Origin of the sequence: Terricaulis silvestris, from assembly GCF_009792355.1 — a bacterium.
Taxonomy (GTDB): domain Bacteria; phylum Pseudomonadota; class Alphaproteobacteria; order Caulobacterales; family Aquidulcibacteraceae; genus Vitreimonas; species Vitreimonas silvestris.
Map to the genome: position 1 here is coordinate 1302010 of NZ_CP047045.1, position 25396 is coordinate 1327405.

General features: G+C 64.9%; 27 protein-coding genes. 6 read left to right on the top strand and 21 right to left on the bottom strand.

Features of this window, described 5'->3' with window-relative positions:
* Positions 1-4: 4 nt before the first annotated feature.
* From DSM104635_RS06435 to DSM104635_RS06455, 5 genes are all read right to left on the bottom strand, one after another.
* Entirely contained in the window at positions 5-1318 is a 1314-nt protein-coding gene (locus DSM104635_RS06435) for a metal-dependent hydrolase family protein (RefSeq protein WP_158765413.1), read from the bottom strand.
* A 102-nt stretch (positions 1319-1420) separates the two neighbouring features.
* The gene (locus DSM104635_RS06440; RefSeq protein ID WP_158765414.1) at positions 1421-2500 is read right to left on the bottom strand and encodes a phosphotransferase family protein; all 1080 of its coding nucleotides are present in this window, start codon (positions 2498-2500) and stop codon (positions 1421-1423) included.
* Between the two features lie 136 nt (positions 2501-2636).
* Positions 2637-3923, bottom strand: a complete 1287-nt coding sequence (gene purD, locus DSM104635_RS06445) for a phosphoribosylamine--glycine ligase (protein ID WP_158765415.1) — start codon at positions 3921-3923, stop codon at positions 2637-2639.
* Positions 3924-3994: 71 nt separating this feature from the next.
* Positions 3995-5866 carry a M1 family metallopeptidase gene (locus tag DSM104635_RS06450; RefSeq protein ID WP_158765416.1) on the bottom strand — a complete coding sequence of 624 codons (1872 nt, stop codon included), beginning with the start codon at positions 5864-5866 and terminating at the stop codon, positions 3995-3997.
* A gap of 73 nt (positions 5867-5939) precedes the next feature.
* On the bottom strand, positions 5940-8066 hold the full coding sequence (locus tag DSM104635_RS06455) for a hypothetical protein (protein WP_158765417.1): 2127 nt from the start codon (positions 8064-8066) through the stop codon (positions 5940-5942).
* Between the two features lie 71 nt (positions 8067-8137).
* Here DSM104635_RS06455 and xseA point away from each other — a divergent pair, with 71 nt between their 5' ends.
* Positions 8138-9574 (top strand): exodeoxyribonuclease VII large subunit, encoded by a 1437-nt coding sequence (gene xseA, locus DSM104635_RS06460; RefSeq protein WP_158765418.1) that lies wholly within the window; start codon positions 8138-8140, stop codon positions 9572-9574.
* 496 nt (positions 9575-10070) lie between these two features.
* Here xseA and DSM104635_RS06465 read toward each other — a convergent pair whose 3' ends face one another.
* Positions 10071-10550: a GNAT family N-acetyltransferase gene (locus DSM104635_RS06465; RefSeq protein ID WP_158765419.1), complete on the bottom strand. Its 480-nt coding sequence runs from the start codon at positions 10548-10550 to the stop codon at positions 10071-10073.
* Positions 10551-10626: 76 nt separating this feature from the next.
* Here DSM104635_RS06465 and DSM104635_RS06470 point away from each other — a divergent pair, with 76 nt between their 5' ends.
* Entirely contained in the window at positions 10627-10848 is a 222-nt protein-coding gene (locus DSM104635_RS06470) for a DUF2093 domain-containing protein (protein ID WP_158765420.1), read from the top strand.
* A complete protein-coding gene (locus tag DSM104635_RS06475; RefSeq protein WP_158765421.1) occupies positions 10845-11804 on the top strand; it encodes a M23 family metallopeptidase in 960 nt (319 codons plus the stop codon). The genes DSM104635_RS06470 and DSM104635_RS06475 overlap by 4 nt, the downstream gene beginning before the upstream one ends.
* Here the strand turns inward: DSM104635_RS06475 and DSM104635_RS06480 are convergent.
* From DSM104635_RS06480 to DSM104635_RS06505, 6 genes are read right to left on the bottom strand one after another with little or no spacing between them, the layout of a single operon-like run.
* Positions 11801-12307, bottom strand: coding sequence for a cupin domain-containing protein (locus DSM104635_RS06480; protein WP_158765422.1), 507 nt, complete (start codon positions 12305-12307; stop codon positions 11801-11803). The two genes, DSM104635_RS06475 and DSM104635_RS06480, sit on opposite strands and share 4 nt — an antisense overlap.
* A 57-nt stretch (positions 12308-12364) precedes the next feature.
* A complete protein-coding gene (locus DSM104635_RS06485) occupies positions 12365-12844 on the bottom strand; it encodes a hypothetical protein (protein ID WP_158765423.1) in 480 nt (159 codons plus the stop codon).
* Positions 12841-13755, bottom strand: a complete 915-nt coding sequence (locus DSM104635_RS06490) for a lysophospholipid acyltransferase family protein (RefSeq protein WP_158765424.1) — start codon at positions 13753-13755, stop codon at positions 12841-12843. The genes DSM104635_RS06485 and DSM104635_RS06490 overlap by 4 nt, the downstream gene beginning before the upstream one ends.
* On the bottom strand, positions 13748-14740 hold the full coding sequence (lpxK, locus tag DSM104635_RS06495) for a tetraacyldisaccharide 4'-kinase (RefSeq protein WP_158765425.1): 993 nt from the start codon (positions 14738-14740) through the stop codon (positions 13748-13750). Before lpxK ends, DSM104635_RS06490 begins: the two co-directional genes overlap by 8 nt.
* Entirely contained in the window at positions 14727-16022 is a 1296-nt protein-coding gene (locus DSM104635_RS06500) for a 3-deoxy-D-manno-octulosonic acid transferase (protein WP_158765426.1), read from the bottom strand. The genes lpxK and DSM104635_RS06500 overlap by 14 nt, the downstream gene beginning before the upstream one ends.
* A complete protein-coding gene (locus DSM104635_RS06505; RefSeq protein ID WP_158765427.1) occupies positions 16019-16780 on the bottom strand; it encodes a lysophospholipid acyltransferase family protein in 762 nt (253 codons plus the stop codon). Before DSM104635_RS06505 ends, DSM104635_RS06500 begins: the two co-directional genes overlap by 4 nt.
* Before the next feature lie 102 nt (positions 16781-16882).
* On the opposite strand from DSM104635_RS06505, the gene DSM104635_RS06510 reads away from it, so the two are divergent.
* Entirely contained in the window at positions 16883-17569 is a 687-nt protein-coding gene (locus tag DSM104635_RS06510) for a fused DSP-PTPase phosphatase/NAD kinase-like protein (protein ID WP_158765428.1), read from the top strand.
* Positions 17570-17618: 49 nt separating this feature from the next.
* Here DSM104635_RS06510 and DSM104635_RS06515 read toward each other — a convergent pair whose 3' ends face one another.
* From DSM104635_RS06515 to DSM104635_RS06540, 6 genes are all read right to left on the bottom strand, one after another.
* Positions 17619-18011 carry a UrcA family protein gene (locus tag DSM104635_RS06515; RefSeq protein WP_158765429.1) on the bottom strand — a complete coding sequence of 131 codons (393 nt, stop codon included), beginning with the start codon at positions 18009-18011 and terminating at the stop codon, positions 17619-17621.
* 70 nt (positions 18012-18081) lie between these two features.
* Positions 18082-19812 carry an ABC transporter ATP-binding protein gene (locus DSM104635_RS06520; RefSeq protein WP_158765430.1) on the bottom strand — a complete coding sequence of 577 codons (1731 nt, stop codon included), beginning with the start codon at positions 19810-19812 and terminating at the stop codon, positions 18082-18084.
* The gene (locus DSM104635_RS06525; RefSeq protein ID WP_158765431.1) at positions 19809-20048 is read right to left on the bottom strand and encodes a DUF4170 domain-containing protein; all 240 of its coding nucleotides are present in this window, start codon (positions 20046-20048) and stop codon (positions 19809-19811) included. The genes DSM104635_RS06520 and DSM104635_RS06525 overlap by 4 nt, the downstream gene beginning before the upstream one ends.
* Complete coding sequence (locus tag DSM104635_RS06530) at positions 20045-20857, bottom strand: inositol monophosphatase family protein (RefSeq protein WP_158765432.1); 813 nt, start codon at positions 20855-20857, stop codon at positions 20045-20047. Before DSM104635_RS06530 ends, DSM104635_RS06525 begins: the two co-directional genes overlap by 4 nt.
* Complete coding sequence (locus DSM104635_RS06535) at positions 20832-22178, bottom strand: TldD/PmbA family protein (protein ID WP_158765433.1); 1347 nt, start codon at positions 22176-22178, stop codon at positions 20832-20834. The genes DSM104635_RS06530 and DSM104635_RS06535 overlap by 26 nt, the downstream gene beginning before the upstream one ends.
* 60 nt (positions 22179-22238) lie before the next feature.
* A complete protein-coding gene (locus DSM104635_RS06540; protein WP_158765434.1) occupies positions 22239-22643 on the bottom strand; it encodes an MAPEG family protein in 405 nt (134 codons plus the stop codon).
* Between the two features lie 133 nt (positions 22644-22776).
* Here DSM104635_RS06540 and DSM104635_RS06545 point away from each other — a divergent pair, with 133 nt between their 5' ends.
* Both DSM104635_RS06545 and DSM104635_RS06550 read left to right on the top strand, forming a co-directional pair.
* On the top strand, positions 22777-22950 hold the full coding sequence (locus DSM104635_RS06545; protein WP_158765435.1) for a hypothetical protein: 174 nt from the start codon (positions 22777-22779) through the stop codon (positions 22948-22950).
* A gap of 74 nt (positions 22951-23024) precedes the next feature.
* On the top strand, positions 23025-23510 hold the full coding sequence (locus DSM104635_RS06550) for a hypothetical protein (protein WP_158765436.1): 486 nt from the start codon (positions 23025-23027) through the stop codon (positions 23508-23510).
* Positions 23511-23513: 3 nt separating this feature from the next.
* On the opposite strand, the gene DSM104635_RS06555 is transcribed toward DSM104635_RS06550, so the two are convergent.
* From DSM104635_RS06555 to DSM104635_RS06565, 3 genes are read right to left on the bottom strand one after another with little or no spacing between them, the layout of a single operon-like run.
* The gene (locus DSM104635_RS06555; protein ID WP_158765437.1) at positions 23514-24161 is read right to left on the bottom strand and encodes a class I SAM-dependent methyltransferase; all 648 of its coding nucleotides are present in this window, start codon (positions 24159-24161) and stop codon (positions 23514-23516) included.
* Positions 24158-24466 (bottom strand): Imm53 family immunity protein, encoded by a 309-nt coding sequence (locus tag DSM104635_RS06560; protein WP_158765438.1) that lies wholly within the window; start codon positions 24464-24466, stop codon positions 24158-24160. The genes DSM104635_RS06555 and DSM104635_RS06560 overlap by 4 nt, the downstream gene beginning before the upstream one ends.
* Entirely contained in the window at positions 24463-25389 is a 927-nt protein-coding gene (locus DSM104635_RS06565; protein WP_158765439.1) for a fatty acid desaturase family protein, read from the bottom strand. Before DSM104635_RS06565 ends, DSM104635_RS06560 begins: the two co-directional genes overlap by 4 nt.
* Positions 25390-25396 lie beyond the last annotated feature (7 nt).

Genomic DNA, 25396 nt, shown 5'->3' on the forward strand with positions numbered 1-25396 from the left:
CCGCCTACTCGTTCTTGTGCGTAAAGCCCCGCGCCATGACGAAGCGGATGTTCATCAGCACGGCCACGTCCTGGGTTGGATCGCCGTCGACCGCGATAATGTCGGCCGCATAACCCGGCGCGATGCGGCCGGCGATATTGTTCAGCTGCAGGTGATCGGCGGCGTCGATGGTAGCCATGCGGATGGCCTGCATTGGCGTGTAGCCGCCTTCGACTAGGAACTGGAATTCGCGCGCGTTCTGGCCGTGGCGGGAGACCCCGGTGTCGGTGCCGAATGCGACCTGCACGCCGGCGCGGCGCGCGTTTTGGATGTTTTGGCGCATGCGCGTGCCGACTTCGCGGGCCTTGTTCGCTTGCGCCGGAGTCAACACGCCGCCCTGCGCCGCCATTTCTTCGACCGTGACACCGGCGAGAATAGTGGGAACGAGGTAGGCGTGGTTGCGGCGGAAGAGGCGGATGGAGTCCGCATCGGCGTATGAGCCGTGCTCGATCGAATCCACGCCAGCCCGGAGCGCCGCGTTTATGCCGCCGGCGCCGTGCGCGTGCGCGGTGACACGGCGTCCCATGGCGTGCGCCGCATCGACGATGGCTTCGAGTTCGGTGTCGCTGAATTGCTGATCGAGCCCTGCGGAGGTGTTGGAGAGCACGCCGCCTGTTGCGGTGATCTTGATGACGTCGGCGCCAGCCTGAATTTGACGGCGCACGGCGCGGCGGCAGGCGTCGGCGCCAGAGCATGCATTCGGGCTACGCAGGGCATCGTTCACAGCCGGCGAAAAGCCGTTGACGTCGCCGTGGCCGCCATCAGGCGTGATCGCCGCGCCAGACGCGATAATACGTGGCCCAGGCACGCGGCCCTCGGCGATCGCGCGGCGGAGCGCGAAGATGGAATCGTTCATTGCGCCCAAGTCAGCGACCGTGGTGAAGCCCGCCAGTAGCGTGGTTCGCGCGAAGCCCGCGCCACGCAGGGCGCCGTCCGCCGCGGTGAGCGTCACTTCTTCGATCAGTTGATCGGGGCCGAGTTCGCCGGTGAGGTGGACGTGGTTGTCGATCAGGCCCGGCAGTACGAAGCGGCTGCGCTGATCGATAATCGTCGCGCCCTGACGCTCCACGTAGCCGGCTTCGATGCCGATGATATTGCCCTCGGCGCCGACGAGGATGGATTGCTCACTGAGAATGCGGCCAGTCGAAGCGTCAGCGAGCAGGCGGCCCGCATGGATGATGCTGGCGACACGCGGTTCGGTTTCTTGCGCGAAACCCGAAGCGCTGAGCGCTGTCAACGCAACGAAAGCGGTGAGTGCCGTGATGGCGCGGTGCAGCATGGATTGTCCCCTCGATCGGCCTTGAATCGAACCGCCCGCTGATCGCGTCAAGCGCTTACCCGCGTCGCACGACGCGCTTCATCGATTTGCGCCGCCGTTCGTTCACTTCAGGCCGGCCTTCTGCGCGTACATGAATGCGGCGGTCGCGAGGGGGCGGATGCGCTGGATCATTTGCAACGCGTGCGCGCTCGCCGCCGTGCCGTCACGCACGCGGCCGGCAATGCCTTGGAGGATGCAGGCGAGGCGGAAGGCGTTGTAGGAGAAGTACCAGTCGAGCGCGGGGATGCCGTCGCGCCCTGTCTGTTGGCAATAGAGCTCGACTGCTTCGTCCTGCGTCGGGATCCCCAAGCTAGCGACATCGACGCCGCCAAGTCCGGCGCGGCCGTCGTGCGGCATCACCCAGTTGATCAGATAGTAGGTGAAATCGCCGAGCGGATCGCCGAGCGTTGAAAGCTCCCAATCCAGCACCGCGATCACGCGCGGCTCGGTCTGATCCAGGATGAGATTGTCGAGCCTATAGTCGCCGTGAACGATCGAGGTGCGCTCACCGGACGGGATGGTTTGCGGCAGCCATTCGATCAGACGGTTCATCTCGTCGATCGTTTCGGTTTCGCTCAATTTGTATTGCTTCGACCAGCGATCGATCTGACGTGCGAAATAATTGCCTGGTTTGCCGTAGTCACTCAGGCCGATCTTCTCGTGGTCGGTGTTGTGAAGCTTCGCCAGCGTGGCGATCTTGTTTTCATACACGGCGCGACGCTCAGCCTTGCTCAGCTCCGGCAGCGCGCCGTTCCAGAGCACGCGGCCTTCCACCATCTCCATCACGTAGAACATCGCGCCGAGGACGCTGTCGTCCGTGCACAGCGCGTACTGGCGCGCGACCGGAAAGCCTGTGGGGTACAGCGCCGACATCACGCGAAACTCGCGGTCCACCGCATGCGCCGACGGCAGCAACTTTCCCGCCGGCTTCTTGCGCAACACGTATTTCTTCGCGGGCGTGACGAGCTGATAGGTTGGGTTCGATTGCCCGCCCTTGAACTGGTTGATCGTCAGCGGCCCCGCATAGCCCTCGACGTTCGATTGAAGCCACACCGTGAGCGCCGCTTCATCGAGTTGATGGCGTTCCTCAACAGGCTTCACGCCCTTGAAGTTGGCATGTGGGTCTTCGGTCGGTTCAGTCATTTAGAACAATCTCGTCATTCCGGACGCGCGAAGCGCGATCCGGAACCCAGGGGCGACCAGCGCGTCGTTTGCCCCTGGGTTCCGGGTTCAATGCTTCGCATTGCCCCGGAATGACGACAAGGGTTGAGTATCGCGGCTACGGTGTAAGCGCGCGCCAGGCGATGTCGCGGCGGCAGAAGCCGCCCGGCCAGTCGATCACGCTGACCGCTGCATATGCCTGGGCCACGGCGTCTTTCAGCGTGGCGCCGGTCGCGGTGACGTTGAGCACGCGCCCCCCGGCGGCGCGCAGCAGGCCAGCATCATCCACTTTAGTGCCAGCGTGGAAGATCACGACATCCTCCACCGCGTTGGCTTGCGGAACGCCGCGGATCACGGAGCCCGTCAGTGGTTCGTCCGGATAGCCTTGCGCCGCGTAAACGACAGTCACCGCCGGCCGGGCATCCCACTCCACAGGCGCGGCGCCAGCGAGTTCACCTTTCGCCGCCGCCAACAGCACTGGCGCGAGATCGCTCTTCAGCCGCCGCATCAATGTTTGGCACTCTGGATCGCCAAAGCGGACGTTGAACTCGATCAGCTTCGGCCCATCTGGCGTGATCATCAGCCCCGCGAACAGCACGCCGACGAATGGTCGGCCTTCCGCCTTCATCCCGCGCAATGTCGGCAGGATGATGCGCTCCATGGTTTGATCGCGTGCATGGTCCGTAAAGATCGGCGCCGGCGAGTAGGCGCCCATGCCGCCGGTGTTCGGTCCTTTGTCGCCATCGTAAGCGCGCTTGTGATCTTGCGCGGCGCCGAACGCGATCGCGGTCTCGCCGTCGCAGAGTGCGAAGAAGCTGGCTTCTTCACCTGGCAGAAAATCCTCGATGACGATGCGCTGACCAGCGCTGCCGAATTTTCGCCAGAACAGGATTTGATCGATCGCCTCGTCGGCTTCGCGGCGCGTCGCGGCGATGACAACGCCTTTGCCGCCCGCGAGGCCGTCGGCCTTGATCACGAATGGCGGTTCGCGATCACCCAGGTACGCCTTCGCGTGGATCGCATCGTCGAATACTTTGTAACCGGCGGTGGGAATGCCGTGCCGCGCACAGAAGTCCTTCATGAAGGCCTTGGAGCTTTCCAGCTCCGCCGCGGCTTGCGTCGGGCCGAAACAGGCGACGCCGACTTGCGCGAGGCGATCCGCTAACCCCGCTGCCGCCGCAGCCTCCGGCCCGATCACAACAAGATCAATCTGCTCGCGCATCGCGAACGCGGCCAACTCCGCGGCGTCATCCGATTTGATCGGCACGGTGCGGCCAAGCTCGGCCAAGCCCGGATTACCGGGCGCGGAGATCAGCTCCGAAACGAGCGGGCTCTGCTTCAGCTTCCAGCCCAGCGCATGTTCACGCCCGCCCGACCCGACGATCAGAATCTTCATGGGCGCCAATATGGACCGCCGGCGCCCTCGCCGGCAAACACTGGCGTTGGCCGGCGAGGCGCCGGCGGTCCATAGTCAGATCAAGCCGGCGTGACGATGCGGTCGACGCCAGCCTGCACGATCGGGTGATAACCCGCGCGGGCGCGGGCGTAGATACGCCGCGCGATCGGCTGGCCCCAATCGCCTTGGCCCATCAGCGCCGTATAAAGCGGACGCACGAACTTGCCGCGGCCCTGGCTGGTGAGGAACGTCTCCAGGGCGGGGACGGCCGGCTGGTAGCGGTTGCGCACGGCGAGCGCGAGCCAGTCGAACAGCACTTCACTGTTGCCGGTTTCGTTGAGGTGGAGCGCGGCCTGCAGCGCATCGAGACGCGCGCGCGAAAGTTCGCGCGGCAGCGTTTGCAGATAACGCTGGCGCTGCGCCGTATTCCAGTTCGCCCAAGCCGCTGCTGGCGCGCCACCGCCAGCGAAGGCCTGCACAGCTTGATCGACTTCAGTGAAGCCCGACGCCACCGGCGCTTGCGCGTTTGACGGCAGCCCAGGCTGGTACACCCATTGGTCGAGCATCAATTGTGCTTCGAGGGCTGCGTCGCCACGCACGGCGTGCTGACGGAAGTCGGCGAGGAACCACTCCGACGTCATTGGCCCGAAGGCGTGACGGTCGAAATACCCACGCAAGTAAGTGTCGATCTGGTTGCGACCGATGATGCGTTCGATCGTCCGCAGCATCCAGGCGCCCTTGTCATAGACGATGGTGCTGGGCGGGCCGTCGGCGCCCGGCGCCGGATCTTGGTGCAGCACGGTTTGTGCCGGTTGCGCGGTTTGCAGTGTCTGCTGCAGCGCGGCCCAGCTCAGCACTTCGGCCATGCGCGTTTCTTCGATGCCGAAGAGTTCTTCGCCGATGCGGTCCTCGATATAGGAGGTGAAGCCTTCGTTGAGCCAGCTATCGCCCCAGACCGCGTTGGTGACAAGGTTGCCGGACCACGAGTGCGCCAGTTCGTGCGCGATCAGCGACACGAGGCTGCGGTCGCCGGCGAGGAAAGTCGGCGTCAGGAAGGTGAGGCGCGGGTTTTCCATGCCGCCATACGGGAATGACGGCGGCAAGATCAGCACGTCGTAGCGGCCCCAGCGGTATTCGCCGTAGAGCGCTTCAGCGACGCGCATCATGTTGCCCATGTCGGCGCATTCGTAAGCGGCGCGTTCGCGCACGCTTGGCTCGCACCAGACGCCGGTGCGGTCGGTGACGGCGTGATGCACGAGATCGCCGATGGCGATGGCGATGAGATAGGGCGGAATGCGCTGCGGCATGCGGAAGCGGAACGCGCGTTTGCCTTCACCCGCGGTTTCGCCGTTGGGCGTCAGCATCTCGGCGCTCATCACCACTTTCAGATCGGCGGGGCCAACGATGCGCGCGTCGTAGGTTTGGCGAATGCCGGGGCTATCCTGTGTTGGGATCCAGGAGCGATTGAGGATCGCTTGGCCCTGGCTGAACAAGAACTTCTTGTTGCTCGCGGTTTGCGCGGGCTCAAGGAATTGCAGCGCGCTGGCGCCGGGGCTGCTTTCGTAATCGATCTCGATTTCGTCGGCGCCATCGAGTTGGACTGTAAGCGGCGCACCCAGCGTCGGGCGGCGTTCGCCGACGGTGTATTGCAGATCCCGGCCGTTTGCTTTGATCGAACGGATGACAAGGTTGTCGTTGTCGAGGACGATCTCACGCGCGTCGGGTGCGGAGGCGATCCTGAGCTTGCACTTGCCGGTCATCACTTTGCGCGCGAAGTCGGCTTCGAGATCGAGCGAAACGTGCGTGACGCGCGCGACGGCCGGTTGAGCATGCGAGCTGTTGTCGGCCGGGAGCGGCGCCATCGGATCGACGGCGGCTCCTGTTGTTGGCGTAACGCACGCGGCCAGAACAGGCACGGCGACGGCGGAAGTCAGAAGAGTGCGGCGAAGCATGCGTAACGTCCCCTACGAAGTTTGAGCGTACCCAAACCCCTAGTCGGGGGCCGACGCAAGCCGTGATGCGCGGCTATTCGTCCTTCGGCTTCATCACTCCGGAAAACGTGATCACAGCCAGGGCGGTAAGGATCGCGCCAAGAATGGCGTAAAGCGCATGCGCCCACTTCCAAACCGCCGCGCCCTCGAACAAGCGCCAGTCGGTGTCGCCGATTGGCGCGCCCGCCGAAAGTTCCGCGCGCGCCGTGCGGCCGGGGCCGCAGCGGCTCTCTTGGCCGAGATCGATCACCGGTAGCGCCACGTCCACCGCGTAGAGCGCCGGCTCGATCGCGCCATTACATTGCGTGCCGCGCGGCGTGACGAGTGCGCCCTGCGCGTTCATCGTCAATACACCGGCGACGCCGAGCGCCAGGAACAGCGCCAACGCCCGCACGATGCGGATCGGCGCCAGGCCGTAGCCCGCGATGATGCCGAACAGCGAAGACAAGAACCACGTGATCGGCCCCGCCGACGCCACAACGGTGCGCTTGTCGTGCTGCGCCAGCAGGATGCGCCGCGCATCTTCACGGCGGCCCGCACGCGCATACACTTGCGCCGCATGCGTGAACGGCTGCGGCGAGAAGCGTTCGCCGTAACGGTTGAGCCAATGCAAACGCTGGCGCCATTTCTCGTCGCGATTGTCGATGCGCTGATAGTCGAAGCCCTCAAGATCAAGCCGCGCGCCATCCACGCCCCAGCCAGCTTTCAGATCGTCATCCAACGCAGCGCAGCTCGCGCCAGACGCATCGATGCGCGCGTCTTGCTGCGTCACCAACCCTCGCGCCTGCACTGCGCCTTCGATGGTGGCGTCCGCAAACGAGAACAACGCGCCCTTGGCGCCATCCGGCCCAGGTCCGCGCAGTTCCAGATTCGTCCACCCGAGCGCGCCATCAATCCGCGCGCGGTCGAACTTCGCGCCGCCTTCGATCACTGTTTTCTGCCCAAGCGGCGCAAAGCCGTTGTCCGCGATCTTGAACGTCAGATTGCCACCGACGCGCACGTTCGGCGCACGAATGGCCCAGGCGCCGCCATTGATGAAGCGCCCGCCGCCAAAGGAGAGATAACCCGCGATCCGCGCATCAGCGAGAAACACTTCGCCTTTGATATTTGCGCCCTGCAGCAGCGCCGCGCCGCCAACGCTCATGCTGGCGCCTTCGATGGCGCGCCCATAGGTGTCACCGCGCGGCGTGCTTTTGTGCGTAATCTCAGCGCCGCGCAGATCGAGATTGCGCGCGATTGCCGCGCTCTGCAGCCAAAGCTGGCCCGCGATCTTGGCGCCGTCGCCGAAAATCTGTCCGCCGATCTCAGCGTTGCCGAGCATCAGCGCGATGCTGAATTCGTTCTTGAAGGATGCGCCTTCGCTGATGTCGAGATCGCGCACGATGCGCGCGCCATTAAACCGAACTAGCCCTTCGACCTTGGCCTTACGCATCAGCACGTTGGCGATCTCGGCGGCGTCGGCGTTGAGCGCTTCGCCCAGGCCGTCCTCAGTGCGGTTCAGCAGCGTAGCGCCTTCGCACGACATCCCGCCGGTGATCCGCGCGTTCTGCATCCAGACGCAGCCAAACGCTTCGAAGCCCTGATCGATCAACAGATTGCCGGCGATCTCGGCGCCCTGCAGCATCAGCGCGTCTTCGTCGCTATCGACCGCGCGCGCGAACTTGGCGCCGCGCGCCAACACGTCGCCATCGATGCGCGCGCCACGCAGCTTCGCCGTCAGCGTCTCCAGGCCCGGTGCGCCGAGCGGCGCGACATCGCAAAGATCAAGCTCGCCATCGACTTGCGTTTCGATCGCCACCAGCTTCACCAGCCGGCTGCCCTTGAGCGAGAAGCGCGCGAGTCGCGCGTGGCTCACATCCACAAGGTCGGGCAGCTCGCACTCGACCAGCGCCAGCGCCGGCAGCCCGGCGCCGCCAGCCCCTGAACAATCCGTAAGGTCGAGCGCGCCTTCGATCTTGGTGCCGCGCAGCCGCACACCCGGCGTCCGCACCGCCCAATTTGGGTCCAGTTGCAGCATCAGCTTGCGCAGAAAACCGGCCCGCACCGGCGGTTTGGCCCCGCCAGGGCCGGCCATCGCTGTAAAATCGGCCACCTCGCCGGCGCGCGTGCGCTCGACCACGAAATGCTCGTGCGGCGACAAATCGTTGGCGTCGAACGCCATATGCTGATCCCCCGGCTCCCCAGCCCGGGGAATGTTAAGCATTCCCGGCGCGCGCGGGCGAGTCGGCTTATATGAAACTGATGTCAGAGACGGCAGAGAGCACCCAGGCCGCGAATTCCAACTTGCCGGAATTGACCGTCAGCGAGTTGTCGCAGGCGGTGAAGCGGTCGGTCGAGACCAATTTCGACCGTGTCCGCGTGCGCGGCGAACTCGGCCGCGTGATGATCGCCAAGTCCGGCCATCTCTACGTCGATCTCAAAGACGCCAACGCCACCATCTCGACGGTGATGTTTCGCCTCGAAGCGCAGAAGCTCAACTTCAAGCCGGAGGAAGGCTTGGAGGTCGTCGCCGAGGGCAAGCTCTCGACCTTTCCCGGCCGCTCGCAATACCAGCTCATCTGCGACCGCATGGCGCCCGCCGGCGCCGGCGCGCTGTTGGCGCAACTCGAGAAGCTGAAAGCGCGGCTGCAAGCGGAGGGCCTGTTCGCGCGCGAGCGCAAGAAGCCGATCCCGTATCTGCCGCAAACCATCGGCGTAGTGACATCGCCCACCGGCGCTGTGATCCGTGACATCCTGCATCGCCTGCGCGAGCGCTTTCCGCGCCGCGTCATCATCTGGCCGGTGCTGGTGCAGGGGCCCGAGGCCGCCGGCCAAGTCGCGCGCGCCATCAAGGGCTTCAACGCGTTGCAAGGCCGTGACCGCCCCGACGTGCTGATCGTGGCACGCGGCGGCGGGTCGATCGAGGATCTCTGGGCCTTCAACGAAGAGGCCGTCGTCCGCGCCGCCGCCGAAAGCCAGATCCCGCTCATCAGCGCCGTCGGCCACGAGACCGACACCACTTTGATCGACTACGCCTCCGATCTCCGCGCGCCAACGCCGACCGCCGCCGCTGAACGCGCCGTGCCGGTGCGGTCGGAGTTGATCGAGCGCGTCACCAGCGCTGATGGCCGGCTAAAGAATGGCCTGGTCCGCGGCCTCGAACGCCGCCGCACCGAACTCCGCGCCGCGGCCGGGAAGCTGCCGCGCCTGGAGACGCTGTTTCAAATCCCGCAACAGCGTTTCGATCGCGCAGCCGAGCGTCTCAACGCGGCGCTCGTCGCTAACACGCGCGCCGCGCAATCCAAACTCGATCGCGTCGCCGCGCGCCTGCGCCCCGAAGCGCTGGTGCAAGACATCGCCCGCCGCCACGACCATCTCGTCCGCACCACAGCGCGCCTGCAGCCCGCGATCAAACGCACGTTGGAAGGTCACCGAAAGCATCTCGATGGCGCCACACGCATGTTGGAATCGCTGTCGCACAAAAGCGTGCTGGCGCGCGGCTTCGTCATGGTTCACCGCGATGACGGCACGCTTGTCCGCGCCGCCAAGGATCTGAACGCCGGCGACGTGATCGACCTCACCTTCGCCGACGATCACAAGAAAGCGGTGATCGATCCGCCTGCGGATGGCGCGGCAAAGCCGAAAGGTAAGAGCACCAAGCCCGGCGGCGATCAGGGTCAGCTGTTCTAGGCGCGGAAGCGGGGATAGAGGCGCCCTCTATCCAACAAACGCGCGCGGTGCATGCAGGTTGGAGCGCGCGGCTCCGCCGCGCATTTTCACCACACGCTCAATCGCTTGCACCCATGCGCGGCGGAGCCGCGCGCTCCGACCTGCAAATATTTGCGCGGATCAATCCGACCGACTTCAGCCACCGATAATATGCCCGCATCTCTCACACGGGAGGTTCAAGTGCTAGCCGAACACCTGAGCGTGAGAGACGTGATCGAACGTGAGTTAGCCAGCGGGGCTTGAAACCGCTGGGGTCCGGACGAAGGCATCGCCCGCACGTCTCAAGCCTTCGGCTCCGGAGTGAACAGCTCCTCAACCGTTAGGCCAGAGCCAAACGATTGCGCGGGACGTGTCGTGTTCGCAAAACACTCACTCTCCCTTGGTCCAGCGCTCACGGCGCGTCCCGCTCTCCCGCTTCGAGAGCGCAAAGCAAAAACGGAGCGCGATGCGCGTCCGGTCATTCTGCGTGTAGATCCTTCTCGTACCGCCACGTCTCCAGCGCGAACGGCCCCGCCGATGTCTCGACTTCATTCATCATCACGCCCGCGCGCCGCCAGCCGAGTTTTTCGTAGAACCGCGCAGCGCGGTCGTTGCCGATCGCGCACGAAAGCCACGTCGTCGCCACTCCATTCGCTTTCAGCCGCGCTTCACCGTCCGCCATCAGCATCGCCGCCGCACCCGTGCCTTGCGCGGCAGACGAGACGAACATCTGGTAGAGTTCATCGTCCTTGATGGCGCAAAAGCCGATCGGCGCACCGGGAGGTCCGATGACGCGGACATCGCTGATCATGTGCGCGAGCCGTTCGTGGAAACTCTCCAGCGTCCGCAGCTTGATCAGCGCCTCCGGCATCAACGGCGCATGTGAGGCGGTCCACACCTCGCACCAGAGCCGCGCCAGGGCGTCGAGATCATCTGGTTCTGCTGGCCGAACGTTCATGTTTTTGCACCCGAAACCCGGCTTCGCGCCGCCCCGCGCGCTTGGTCTTAGGGGCGGGGCGGGCTAAATGGAATCCATGAACAAGCACGATCCGGGCGGCGCCGAGGCCAAGCTCCATTACGGTGACAACGAGATCACGATTCTAAAGCACGGGACGCATGTCCTGTGCGCCGTATCGGGCGAGCGCATTCCGCTGGACGAATTGCGCTATTGGAACGTCGACCTGCAGGAAGCCTATCGCAGCCCAAAGGAAGCGACGCAGCGCTGGAAAGAACTCCAGGAGAAGAAGCAGCGATGAAACTGGTCGGGGGGATACTCGCACTTCTGCTCGTCGCCTGCGCCGCGCCGGACGCGCCGGCGCAACCGGAACAGCCGCCGGTTGCGACGCCGCCGATCCAGGTCGTCAGCCCCGTCGATCCTCCGCCGCCCGCGACGCTTTCGCTCAATTGCGCCGGCGCCTTCACCCAAGGCGGCGTGGCGCTTTGTCGGACTCTGCCCGGCGCAGTCATCAACGTGGACGGTGTTTCAAGCGGCATCGCCGATGCGCAAGGCTGGGCCGTGATTGGCTTCCCGCGCGATCATGACGCCGAAGCTGTCGTAGCCGCGAGCGAGCCTGTCCGCACAGACGGCGTTCGCCAAGATGTCTATCGCACTGTCGAAGGGCGCTACGCGATCGCGCCGCGCCAGTTCGACATCCAGCGCGTCGACGGCCTGCCGCAGCAAACCGTGACGCCCACCGATCCCGAAGTGATCGCACGCATTCAGCGCGAAGCGGCGGTGAAGCAGCAGGGTTGGAACAGCTACGCCGACATCGAAGGCTTTCTCGACGGCTTCATCATCCCTGTCGAAGGCGGCCGCGTCTCCGGCACATGGGGCAACCAGCGCGTCTTGAACGGCGTGCCCGCTTCACCGCACTTCGGCTACGACATCGCAGCCCCCGCCGGCACGCCGATTCGCGCGCCTGCCGCCGGCGTTGTCACGCTGGCGCAGCCGGATATGCATTACGAAGGCGGGCTCGTGTTCATCGACCACGGCCAGAATCTCATCACCATGTATCTGCACATGAGCCGGCTCGACGTTCAGGTCGGCGATCGCGTGGAGCAGGGCCAAGGCATCGGCGCCGTCGGCTCCAGCGGCCGCGCCACCGGCCCGCATCTTTGCTGGCGCATGAAGTGGCGCGACCGCCAACTCGATCCAAGCGTGGCGCTGCAGGGCCTGAGCGCTGCGCGCGCTGCGTTGATCAGCGCGAACTAGCTCCGCGGCACCACGTGGGTCACCAGGATCACCGCCGGATAGCGTGACGTGTTGCGCCAGCCGTGTGCGGTTTGCGCGTCTTCGCGCGCGACATCGCCGGCGCGGTAGACGATCGGGTCGAGACAGGTGTTGCGGAATTCCGTGATCTCGCCCGAAAGCACCAACGCCATGCCCTGCACACCGTCATGCGCGTGCCAAGCGATCGCCCCGCCCGCCTGAACCGTGATGCGCCGCAGCCGCACCGCGCGGCTCGGATCGCTGGCGAGCGGGACTAGGCCAATGTCTTGCGTGTCGACACCGCGGGATTCGTTGTCGCTGCCGATGCGCGCATTCGCCAAGGCGCGACCCTCCGGGCATTCGTGGAAATGCGCGCTCTGGATCGCGCGGAGCGTATCGTCGGCCCGGGGCGCGCGGTCTGGACTGATGCGGTCCATGGTCGAGCAACCGCCGCCCAAGGCAAGCAATGGCGCAAGCGCCGCCAGCGCAATCGGCAAACGTGACATGAAGCCCTCCCACGACCCTTGTAGCGAAGGCGGCGGAGCAGCGAAACCGGAATGGGTTCAAGTTCCGTTGAAGATCTCGCGTAGCGCGCGCTCCTGCTTCTCGGCCTCGAACCAAAAGCCCCAGAGCACGCCGCCATAGGCGAGCGCGGGCAGCAGGACGAGCGAGACCAAGCCCATGGCGTCAGCCGCGAAAGCGGCCGCGCCGACGATCAGCAGCAACATTGCCATGATCACGATCAGCAGAACGACCACGAGCGAGTGCAGCTTCATTTCGACGTCGATTGTCGATCTCGATCCCGTCCCTCGAACCTTCCCCGTGACGTTCGGCAGGAACGAGTTCCGGTATCCGGTGATCCGGCTGATGCTGAAACTGTCGGCGCTGACGTCGCCGTGGAAGCGCTTGTCGTTCGCGGGGTTTGGGAAGACGCCAACGCGAAACATCCGCCGTTCCTCAACATGAGCTTTGAGCGCTTCGATCGCGGCCTGGGGTGAAAGCGCCGATTGGATTTCGAACCGGTGATACGGCGTCCATTTCATACCAGGCCCGCCGCCTTCCACGCTTCCTTCGGCCAGCGCCGATGCGCCCAGAACCATTGGCCGGGCGCCTCCCGAACGCGCGCTTCCATGAATTCGTTGATGCGCTTCACGCCGTCGAACACAGTCTGCTCGTCGTCTGGTTTGTCGTAGTCGAGCGGGACCGCGGGATAGGCGGTGGCCACGAACTTGGTGCCTTCGATGCGACGCCCGGTGATCGGGATCAGTGGCACGCCAAACTTGAGCGCGAGCCGTGTCGGACCATCCGCCGTCATGCAGTCATGTCCGAACATCGGCACGGCCAAGCCCTTGTTGTACTTCTGGTCGTTCATCAGCGCGATGCTGCGGCCTTTCTTCAGCGAGCGCAGCAGGCCCATGCCGCCCTCCTTACCCTTCGCCGCCTGCAGCGCGAGCCCAAACCTGGCACGAGTATCGACAATGTATTTGTCGATGATGGGATTGTTGGCGGGGCGATAGGTGAAGTGGCAGGTCGGATCGACTTGCGCGAGGCAGAGCGAGGTCACTTCCCAATCGGTGAAATGCCCGCCAATGAACACTGCGCCCTTGCCGAGCGTCGCCTCCACGCGCTCCTTGCCCTCGAACGCGAGTTCGCCGGAGCGATACTTCTCCAGAAACTTGCCCATATGCGGAAATTCGCCGGACATGCGGCCGAGTTCGTTGAACGTCTCCGCGCGCACTTCGCGGTGCCAAGCGTCGCTCTCGTTTGGGAACGACATCTTGATGTTGCGGATCGCCGTTTTCCACGCACTGGACGCGCGCGCCACCACCGGCACGATTGCGCCACCCCAGCGCGAGGCGCGGTCAAGGCCAAGCGCGCTCAGCCCGCCGATGTAGGCGTTCCACGCGATCGCCTCGAGGCGGAAACCAAAATTGAGCGGCTTTGACTTAGCCATGCGTGGCCGTCATCCGCGATTGGATCGGCGCGAGCAAGGCGTCCAGCGCGGCCTCATCGCTGAAACGCGCCGCCACCGGAAGCACCGCCACGCGCGCGCGCCACGCGGGCGTGAGGCGTGCCGCATCTTTCTCCGTAGTGATCAACGTTGCGCCGCGTTCCTCGGCCATTTGCGCCAGCATTTCCAAATCGTCTTCCGAATAGACATGGTGATCTGCAAAGGGGACGGCTTCCTCTACTTGCACATCCATCGCTTCCAGCGTGTCGAAGAATTTCTCCGGCCGCGCCAGCCCCGCGAACGCTACCAGCTTGCCGCGCGGCGCCTCGCCCGTCGGCGACAGGCGTGCGCGCAATATGGGACGCTGAAACCGCTCCAGCCAGCGCGGGGTATGCTCTTCGCCATCCCCGATCAGCACGATGGCGTCGGCGCGGCGTAACCCGTTGTGGAGGCGCTCGCGTAGCGGTCCTGCTGGAAACACTTGGCCGTTGCCGATCCCATAGCCCGCATCCACCGCGACGAACGACAGATCCTTCCCAAGTTCGGGGTTCTGAAAGCCGTCGTCCATGATGATGACGTGCGCGCCGGCGGTTGCCGCCGCCATCGCGCCAGCGACGCGGTCGCGCGATATCCATGCCGGACCATCGGCGGCATGCAACAGGGGCTCATCGCCAACTTCGCGCGCATCCATATCCGGCGTGACGCGCAGCGGTCCTTCAACACGTCCGCCATAGCCGCGCGATAGCGTATGGGCGTTGGGCCCAAGCTTCGCACGCAAGGCGCGCGTGACTGGCGTCTTGCCGGCGCCGCCGACGGTGAGATTGCCGACGCAGATCACCGGCGCCGGCGCATGACGCGGACGTGTCGTCGCGATGCGCTGCGCCGCGGCCCACGCATACGCCCACGAAACGGGCGTCAGCAGGCCGCGTAGGACCAGCGCGCTGTCGCGCCCGCGCGCGTCTGCGCGCCAGAACTCAGGCGGTCGCATGCGCCGGCCTCACATCCGCGCCCTGCGGCAGCAACGCGATGAGCTGTGTCACCGTCGCGTCGAACGCCTCCACGCCGTGCGCGATCACGCCGCGCGCCGCCGCAATTTGCGCGGAGCGCGCTGCTTCATCACTCCAAAGGCGCGTTACGGCGTTCGCGATTGATGCTGCATCGTTCACAGTGGTCACACCACCCGCCGCCGTAAGCGCATCGAACAAGTCCTGAAAGCTCTCAACGTGAGGTCCCGAGACGATCGCGGCGTCGAGTTTGGCTGGCTCGATCGGGTTGTGCCCCTTGAGGTCAGGCCGCAGGCTGCCTGCGACCAGCGCCGTCGGTGCGAGATCGTAGAACAACCCCAACTCTCCCAGCGTATCGGCGATGTAGACAGGCGCATGCCCGATCGGCTCGGCTTTCGAACGCCGTGGCGCATTGTCAGCCCGCGTGGCAATTGCCGCGCCGCGTTCAGGATGACGCGGCGCAATCACCAGCAGCGCGTCCGGCGATTCAGCGCGGATCAGGGCGTGCGCCGCGAGCGCGATCTCGTCCTCGCCTAGATGAGTGGAAGCCGCAAGCCAGAACGGCCTGGCGCCGATCTCCTGCGCCAAGGCCGCTCGCGTGTTTGCATCGACGCGCAGCGCAGGCGCCGCCAGTTTCAGATTGCCAAGCGCCGGGACGCTTTCGCCTCGAACCTCGGTGAGCGCCGCCGATGTTCGCGTGTCTGCGGCCGAGACGAACGCGAACGCCCTGAGCAGTCGCGCACCCGCTTTCGGCCAATCGCGCCAGCGTTGCAGTGAGTTAGGGCTCATGCGCGCGTTCACGAGCGCCAGCGGCACGCGCCGCGCTTCGGCGGCCAAGATCAGATTTGGCCAAATCTCGCTCTCGACGAACACGCCGAGGTCCGGCCGCCAATGATCGAGGAAGCGCCGCACCACGCTGCCGCGATCTAGCGGCGCATAGATATGCGTCACGCGGGGCAACGCACGCCGCGCAACGAGGTCGGCCGACGTGCGCGTGCCGGTGCTCAACAAGAACGAGAGCGACGGATCGCGCACGCTCATCGCCTCAATCAGCCCTAACGCCACGCCGCTCTCGCCCACGCTCGCCGCATGTAGCCAAATCAGAGTCCCAGCCGGCCGGTCGCGGATGTAGCGGCCGAAACGCTCGCCCAAACGCGCTTTGTCTTCCTTGCCCTTATCCGCACGGGCGCCAAGCCACAGCCCCGCGAAGGCGCCGACGACGCTTGTCGCCGCGCGATAGGCGGCAAGGGCGGGTGAGAAGCTCACGAGGCCGTCGCCGCGGGCTCGGGCGTCGTGGTCTCAAACTTTGGTGGTGCGGGCTCGATCACCGGAACGCCAGCGATGCGATCGGCCTCCGCAGAGATGCGGTTCATCTCTGTCTCGAGTGCGAGTCGAATGCGCTGCACCTCTTCGTCGCCCGCATCGGGCGCGGGCGGTGCGATCGGATTGCCCCAGATTTTCGCGCCACGACCGAAAGGCAGCGGAAGAACAAAATTGTCCCAGCTGTTGAGCACGATCCGATTTGACGTCGCCCACGCCACCGGAAGTAAAGGTGCGCCAGCGAGCTTGGCGACCTGGACCGGTCCCTTCTTGGCGCGCATGCGAGGACCGCGCGGGCCATCCGGCGTCACGCCGACGATGCCGCCGCTTTCGATGTGGCGGGCCATGGCGCGAACCGCCTCCAGGCCGCCTTTGGCCTGGCGGCCCTTGGCGGCAGAGCCTCGAATGACTCCGGCGCCGACCGTGCGCGAGGTGTGCGCCACGATGCCGCCCTCGCGGGACTGCGAGATCAGCATTTTGCCTTTTGGCGCGCCGCGCTTGAACGACCACATCGTATGAATCAGAGGAAAGCGCCCGTGCCAGATGCAAAGAATCAAACGGCCAGCGCCGGGCGCCCAGAACGGCTCGACCGCGGCGCGGTTGACCTTTTGCCAGCGCGTGGTCACGCCCACGAACAGCATGTAGCTGCCGATCAGGCGCCCCAACAGGAACTGGACGACCGGGTTGCCGAGAATGCTCTTCAAAATGGGTCCGATGGGGGACCGCCTTCCGGGTTGCGGCCAACGCCCTTATACGGGGCCGCGCCCGGTTCGCGCCAGACGCCCAAGCAAGCACTAGGTAAGCAGATGAATTCAGGGACCGATCCGGCCAAGCCGTCGCGTTTCGACCTCGCCACCCCGGAAGGGCGGCGGGCGGCCGAGCGCGATCTGGTCTGGATCGACCACGGCTTTCTGCGCGCCCGGTTCTCGAACTTCCACTGGATCGAGCCTGACGTGATGGCCCGGGCCAACCAGCCGTCGCCGCAAGCGGTCGCCCGCTACGCGGCGCAAGGGTTCAAGACCATCCTCAACCTGCGTGGCAAGTCGGACACCGGCTACTATGCGCTCGAGCGCGAAGCCTGCGCCGCACACGGCATCGACATGATCGATGTGCGCATGCACTCGCGCGAACCGCCCAGCCGCGCCCAAGTCAACGGGGCCAAAGAGATATTCGACACGATCCGCTATCCCGCGCTGATGCACTGTAAGTCCGGCGCGGATCGGGCCGGGGTGATGGCGGTGCTCTACAAGCACTTCAAAATGGGCATGCCGATTGAAGACGCCGTCGAGCAACTGGGCCTGCGCTATCTGCACGTGAAGCAGGGCAAGACCGGCATGATCGATTTCTTCTTCGGCACGTATCTAGCGCAGGCAAACGGCAAGCCGTTCCTGCAATGGGTGAACGAAGACTACGATCAGAAGACCGTCAAAGCCGCCTTCATGGGCGAGTGGTGGGCGAACATCCTGACCGACAAGATCCTGCGGCGCGAATGATGCCCGCATAAATGAAACGGCGGCCGTCGGGCCGCCGTTTGTGTCGCTGCTACTTCTTTTGAACATCGAGATAAGGCTCGTGCGCGTACGGATCGGCAGAGCCCTCCTCGATAATGACTTCAGGCGAGAGGCCCTGGTGCAGCGCGTTCACCATTGGATGATTGAGGTCATTGACGGTGTTGTCGGCTGTTTCATCTCCACACTCGGCGCTCACGCGGCGCTCCAAAGCGTTTTGCGGGCGGTCTTCGTCGCTGCAGACGCGGTAGGCCGCCGCGTCGATGCGTGTGAGCAATTCCTCTGCGTCCTTCGGCTCATAGAGATCGAGATCGCCGATATAGATGCGTTCGGTCTCGCGCGTCGGATTGCGGTTCTGCGCGAAGGATGGGGTGGCGGCTGCAGCGACCAAGAGGGCGGCGCACAACAGGGGCACGGTGCGTGACATTCTGAATCTCCAGTTGTCCCGCCCGACTGCGTGAGAAACACACGCGGCCTTGGCCGGTTCCGGAGTTCCGCTATTCGGCGCGAAATTGGAGAACGTTGAGCCGGGCGTAGAGGCCATTCTGGGCCATCAGATCGCCGTGCGCGCCCATTTCCGCCACGCGCCCGTCATCCAGCACCAGGATGCGGTCAGCGTCGCGCACGGTGGCGAGCCGGTGGGCGATAACCAGCACTGTGCGGCCTTTGGCCAAGCGCGCGAGCGCCTCTTGCACCTTGGCTTCGCTCTCAGCATCGAGCGCGCTGGTCGCTTCGTCCAACAGCAGGATCGGCGCGTCGCGCAGAAACGCGCGCGCCAAGGCAATGCGCTGCCGCTCGCCGCCCGAGAGATTGGCGCCGCGTTCACCGACGACGGTGTCGTAGCCATTCGGCAATGCGGTGATGAACTCATGCGCGGCCGCGCCGCGTGCGGCTTCTTCGATCTCGGCATGTGTCGCGCCTTCGCGGCCGAGCGCGATGTTGGCGCGGATGGTGTCGTTGAACATCGCGGCTTCCTGCGCGACCAGCGAGAGCGAGGCGCGCAGCGACGCAACGGTGACGTCGCGCACGTCCTGGCCATCGATCCGCACCGCGCCGCCCGTGGCGTCATAGAGGCGGGGCAGCAGGTTGAAGATCGTCGACTTGCCGGCGCCCGAGGGTCCCACGAACGCGACGGTTTCGCCGGGCTCCACCGTGAAGCTCACGTGCTCTAGCGCTGGACCTTCGCCATAGGAGAACGAGACATCCTCGAACTCGACGCGGCCATTGGTGATCGCAATCGGCTTGGCGTCCGGCTTGTTGTTTATCGTCATCGGTTCATCGAGCAGGCCGAAAATTCGCGCCAGCGCCGCGTTGGCTTCGCCCATCGCCGTGTTGAACTGCCCAAGCGCCCGCGCCGCCGGCGTCGCAACGCCCACAGCGCCGATCATGCCGATCAGATCGCCGACAGTCATGACATCGGCGATAATGCGCAGCCCCGCAATCCAGAGCACGCCCGCCAACGCTATGCCGCCGATGATCTCCATCAGCGGCACGGTGCTGGCGCGATTGTAGGCGAGCTTCATCGAAAGCCGGCGCCGCTCCTCGAATGACGCATCCGTCCGCGCAATCTCGTGATCTTCCAGGCTGTAGGTCTTCACGAACCGCGCCGCACTGAACGTCTCCGTCAGCAGCGTGGTCAGCGAGCCAATCTGGATTTGCGCTTCCTTGGTCTTGTCGCGTGCTTTTTTGGCGATCAGCTGCAATGGCCAAGCCGCCGCCGCGAACACGACAAAAACGACCAGGGTGAGCACCCAATCGAACCAGAGCATCGACGCAATCGCGCCGATCAGGGTCAGGGCATCACGTATCGTGGCCTGAGCGCCGCGCACCAGCGCTTCGCTGACGACGTTGATGTCGTTGGTGAAGCGCGACACCAGCTTGCCCGGCTCTTCACGCGCGTGGCGCGCGAAATCCACCTTCATCAGCTTGGCGAACATCGCGCCTTGCAGGTCGCGCAGCACCTTGAGCGCCAACCCTTGTGACAATACCGCCTGCGCCCACATCCCGAACGCCCGAAGTGAAGTTGCAATCAACACTGCGACCGGCGCGAGGAACACCACGTTCGGCTGATCGTTGGCGACGCCGTCGGTAGTGTACTTCAAGATCAGCGCATACGAGACTCCGGCCGCCGCCACCAGCGCCAACGCCGGCACGAGCAATGTGAAATCGCTGGCGTAGCGCGAGACGTAGTCACGCCACAGGCGGCCGAAGAGTCCGCGCGTTTTCATCGGCTGTCGGGATCGCTCCCCGGATCGAGCAGGCGGTGCGCGTGGATGATGAAGTAGCGCATGCGCGCATTATCGACCGTGCGCTGCGCCGCGCCTTTCCAGGCATCGTAAGCGGCGCGATAGTTCGGATAGGCGCCCACGAAATCCACCGCCGGGAGATCGCTAAACTCCGGCCGGTCGAGGTCCTTCAACTCCCCGCCGATAACGAGGTGAAGCAGTTGGCGGTGTTCGGTCATGGCGTAGCTCTTGGATCGGGGAAGGCGCGGGAGCGCTCGATTAGCAAAGGGTGCAACGCCGCGCCAGAGAGCGCGACGCCCGGCGCCCGTGCGGGGTATTGGTTGAAGCGGAGCGGCTCGCCCCACAAATCCGTAACCACGCCGCCGGCTGCCTCCACCAATGCCGCGCCCGCCGCGATATCCCATTCGTGCTTGAAGCCGAACAGCAAGGCCGCGTCACCCAGTCCCGCGGCGACGAGCGCCATACGGTAGGCGATCGATTGGCGTTCGATCACGTCCATTTTCGGCCACGGCGTGGGCCAGCGCTTCGGCGTGAAGCGGAAGAGCTGGGCGATCATCCGCGCGCCCTCGAGCTTGTCCGTGGTGGTGACGTGCGCTGGGCGGCCGTTCAGCGTCGCGCCGTGGCTGATGGCGCCGACGAACATCTCGTCGGTCATCGGATTGTAAACCGCGCCCGCAAACGCGCGCTCGCCTTCAACAATGCCGATGCTGATGGTCCATTGCGGCGCGCGTCCGATCATCGCGGCGGTGCCGTCGATTGGATCGATCATGAACGTGCGCGCCTTGCCGATACGGCGGATAGGTTGGTCAGGTGTCTCTTCAGAGAGCCAGCCATAATCCGGCCGCGCGCCGAGCAGCTTTTCTTCCAGGAACGCGTCCACGGCGAAGTCGACGTTGGTCACCGGCCCGGCGGCGCCCTTCGATTGGACCTCAAGCGGCTTCAGCAGCAGCGATCGCGCCAGCGCGCCGGCTTCGCGCGCGGCTTCTTCGAGGAGGGAGAGTTCAGACGCCGCCGATTGCAAGGTCATCCACAATCAAGCTGGGAATTTCGAGCGAACCGCGATTGTCGAGGTCCGCGCCGCACCGGAGCCGCGCGAAGATGTCGAGCAGATTGCCCGCAACCGTCACTTCGCTGACGGGATGCACGGCCTCGCCGCTCTCGAACCAATAGCCCGCCACGCCCACCGACCAATCGCCGGTGTTCATGTTGAGCGATGGCGAGAACATGTCGGTGACAAGAAGGCCCTTGCCCGCGCCGCGCATCAGCGCCGGCAGATCGCCTTCGCCGGGTTTCACGAACAGGTTCGACGATGTGATGCCCGGCGGTCCGCCGTGACCGGCGGACGCGTGGCCGTTTGGCTCAAGTCCGAGCTGACGCGCCGTTGATGCATTCAACGTCCACATCGTGATCACGCCGTCATCCACCAATGTTGCCGCCCGCACCGCGCTGCCTTCGCCGTCGAACCAGCGGCTGCCCATGGCGCGCTTGACGAACGGATCTTCGTGCACGCGGAAGCCTGGCGCGAACACACGCTGGCCGAGCTTATCCTTCAGGAACGAAACACCGCGCGCCACGGCTGCGCCGGAGATGCCTGAGAACAGCGGCGAGAGAATGCGCCCCGCCAACCGGTTCTCGAAAATCACGGACGCCTTTTGGCTCGCGACCTTTTTCGCACCCAGGCGACGCGCCGTGCGCTCGCCGGCGATGCGGCCGATCTCTTCGGGCGAGGGCAGGTCAGCAAAGAAGCGTTTGGTGCGCCACTCGTAGTCGCGCTCCATCTCATCGTCTTTTTCGGCCACCGGCTGCGTGCCGAGGCTATAGGCGGTCGAACTCTCCGCGCCTTCAAAGCCATTCGAGGTCGCGTAAACGAACGTCGAGGTTTCGCTCGACGCACCGCCGCCGCTCGAATTGGCGATCCCCGGAATGGCCAGCGACGCCGCCTCGCAGCGCTTCGCAAGCTCAAGCAATTGCTCCGGGTTCGGTCGCGCCGTGTCCGATTGCTCAAGATCAGGCGCCGCGCCCTTGGCGTGATAGCGCTCATCCAGCAGCCCGCAGAATTTGTCCTCGGGCGCGGCCCTGGCCATCGCCACGGTCCGCTCGGCCAGATCGCGCATGCCCTTGGTCGAGAGATCGGTGGAGGAGGCGGCCGCCTGGCGCTTGCCGAGGAAGGCCCGCAGCGCCACCGAGCGCGCTTCCTCGCGCTCCATGCCCTCGAGCTCGCCCATCCGCACCTCGGCGGAGATACTCTCGCGGGCGGCGTAAGAGGCTTCCGAGGCGTCGGCCCCGGCTTTCTTGGCGTAGTCGATCAGGGCCGCCAGGGCGGCATGGGAATCAGCGTCAAAGGCCATGGCCCGAACATGGGCTTGGGTAGCCCGCGCGGCAATCGGGCGATGCCGGTATTATAATACTCAAAGCTGCTGAGCGAACCCCGCATAGATCAACCCGCCAGCGATGAGCAGGAACGAAATCCAGGTCAGCAGGATGCCCGCCCCTCGGCCGGCGTTGAGCGCCCCGGTATGGAGGCCGACACCGTGAAAAATTCTGCCGGCCGTCAAAAAAAGTCCGGCGGCGTGCAGCAGCCACAGCGGGACCGCTGGGTCCAAGAGCGCCAGCAACACCAGCCCGATCAGGCCCGCGGGGATGTATTCCGCAGCGTTAGCGTGCGCGCGGACGGCGCGGTTGAAATCCTCATTCGCGCCATCGCCTAACACGATCTTGTGCTTCCGCCGGCCCATCATCACCAGCACTGCGAGCACCAGCAGGATGAGAATGTTTACGCCCGCATAGAGCGCGACGACTTCAAGACGCAGCATTCGGCTTCTCCCTCGCGCTCACCTCTAGTCTGCACACAATCCGCATTTCAACGTTTTGTTTTGCTTTCGGAAACCGCGCGTTCACGACACGGCGTCATAGTCGTCCTCAACAAGATGCCTCGAAGGCAACGGGATGGGTGGTTTGACAGACGCGAGCTTCATCGGCGTCGTCGCATGGGCGATCATCGCGGTAGTCGCGGGCATGGGCCTGGCGGTTGCCGCGATTACGCTCGTCCGCCGCGCGCGCGATTGCGACTACGATTTCGAGGCCGGCTACAACGCGCTGGCGCCGGTCACCGAACGCTAAAGGTTCCCGAACATTTTCTGAACGACCGCGCCCGTCCGCTCCGCTAAAGCTTCGCGCTTGGTGGAGGTGACCTCATGAAATTTCGCGCGATCCTGTTGGCCGTAGCCTTGGCCGCCTGTGGACAATCCGGCCAGACGGGGCCTGAAGCGCCATCCGCCTCGGACACCCCCAACGCCATCGATCTTGGAATCGACATCGGCCGCGCCGGCGCGATGCTCAATAGCGTCGAAAGCCTGACGGCTGAGCGCCCCGGCGCCGATCCGGACGCCACCACGGAAGCCGACCTCGCCCGCCGCCTGCGCGAAACGGTCTGGGAGTACAACGCCCAGAGTTCGCAACTCTGCGCCAAGGGCTTGTTCGCCGAAGTATCGTGCGGACCAGCGTATGCGCCGGTGTGGCTGTCTGAGCCCGCCAACGCGACGCCTTCACTCGAAGACATCCAGCTCCGCACCATCGCCGTGCACGAAGAAGTGCAGCGCCTCTGGGCCGCCGTCTGCGACGACGCCCGCTCGCGCGTGACGGACGAACAAGAGAAGATGTCTGTCTGTCCGATGGAGTAGGGTTCAGGCGCGCAGCCGCCAAACGGCTGCGCGCTTCACTTCCGCGTCTTCCAGCGCGCGTGTGACAGGAATGTCGTACGCCGCGATCTGCTCAAGGTTGTCGCGCGGCAAATAAGTGCGACCAGGATCGCCGATCAGCACGGTCTTGCCGTCGCTCTGTTGCGCGATCAGCCATTCGAGTACGCGCGGCGCCAGGTCGCGATCGTAGAACAAATCGCCGACCAAGATGATCTCCGCATCCGTTGGCGCGCCGACCGGATCCGAGTCGCTCGTCGCTACAACGACATCGTTGAGCGCCGCGTTCAACACCGCCGCGTGCGCCGCGAATGCATCGATGTCGACCGCCAGCGCCGTCGCTGCGCCCGCCTTCATCGCCGCGATGGCGACGAGGCCAGAGCCAGACGCCACATCAAGCACGCGCTTGCCGCGTGCGGTCTCCGGTTGATCCAGAACGTAGCGCGCGAGCGCTTGTCCGCCCGCCCACGCAAACGCCCAGAACGGTGGCGCCAAACCGAGTTCGCCTAGCTGTTCCTCTGTCATCTGCCACAAAGCCACAGCGTCATCGGCGAGATAAAGCTTCAACTCCGGCACATGGCTCGGCGCCAGCACGCGCGTGTTCTCGCGGATGAATGCGGGGACGTCGGAGATCAAGCGGGCTGATCCAGCAAATCCAAGATCGTCGCCAGCGCCTCTGACAGGTTTTCAGGACCACATGCGCAAACCAAGAAGGTGTCATGGCCATTTTTCTCGGTCGCTAGATGGATCCAGTCTCGGTCCGACCGCTCGGTCATGCGTGGAGAAACGATGAGGTGATCAAACGGCGTGCCGTCCAAGCAAACACGGATCGACCATCCCGGGTTGTCAAGATTCTCTATCGTAATGCCTAATCCGTGTTCCCATTCGCCGTCGGAAAGGGAGACGAGGAGCTGTTCGAGACGTTTGACGAGGTCGGTCACGCGAGTTGCACTACAGGTTTCGACGACGCTTCACCCAACACCGCAGCATAGCCGGGCGCGATGCGCATGCGTGACCAATACCCTTTGTCCATCAGCGAGCGGTGCATGCGTTCGAGCCGATAGCAGGGCACGTGCATGAAGACGTGGTGCTCGCCGTGGAAGTGCACCCAGTACGGCGCGATGAAGAGCCGCTCGATCGCATTCGCCAACGTCGTGCGCGCATGCGTGAACGGATCGTCCTTGGTGTTGACGACGGCGTGCTCCGCGATGTTGCGCAGGCGCGTCACCAGCGGCAGCCACGTCGCCATCGGCACGAGCCAAAGCGCCGGATACGCCCACCAATAGCCGGCAAGCGCCAAGCCACCGAACAGGATTGCATTCGTCAGCAAGAAGTGACTCGTGCTCGAGTTCACGACTTCGCCGGGCTTTCGGCCGCCGAATAGCTGCGCGCCGCGTTGCTTCGAGAACGTCTGCCCAGTCAGATCGCGCACCACCTTCCGCCACAGCGACGCGCGCGTGATCGGGAAGGGCGCTGACAACGCGAGGTCTGGATCTTCCGGTTGCTCGGTGAAGCGATGATGCTTCAGATGATACTCTCGGTACGAAGCCAGCCGCGCGCCCACCGGCGCCGCGCACAGCCATTCGCCGACCCAGTTGTTCACCTTCATGTTCGAATGCAGCGCGCCGTGCGCTGCGTCATGCATTAAGATCGCCAGCCCCAATTGCCGCGCGCCGATCAGCATCACCGCCAGCACGTATGTCAGCAGGTTCGGCCACAGCACGAACATCGCGCCTGCCGCGAAGATTAGCCCCCAGGCGCCCGCCACCAGCACAAGTCCGAGCCACGACGAGCGCGCCGAGAACCGCGCCCATTCTTCCGGGGCGAAAACGTCCTTGGGGTCGATGCGTGCAACGGCAGGCATGGCGCCA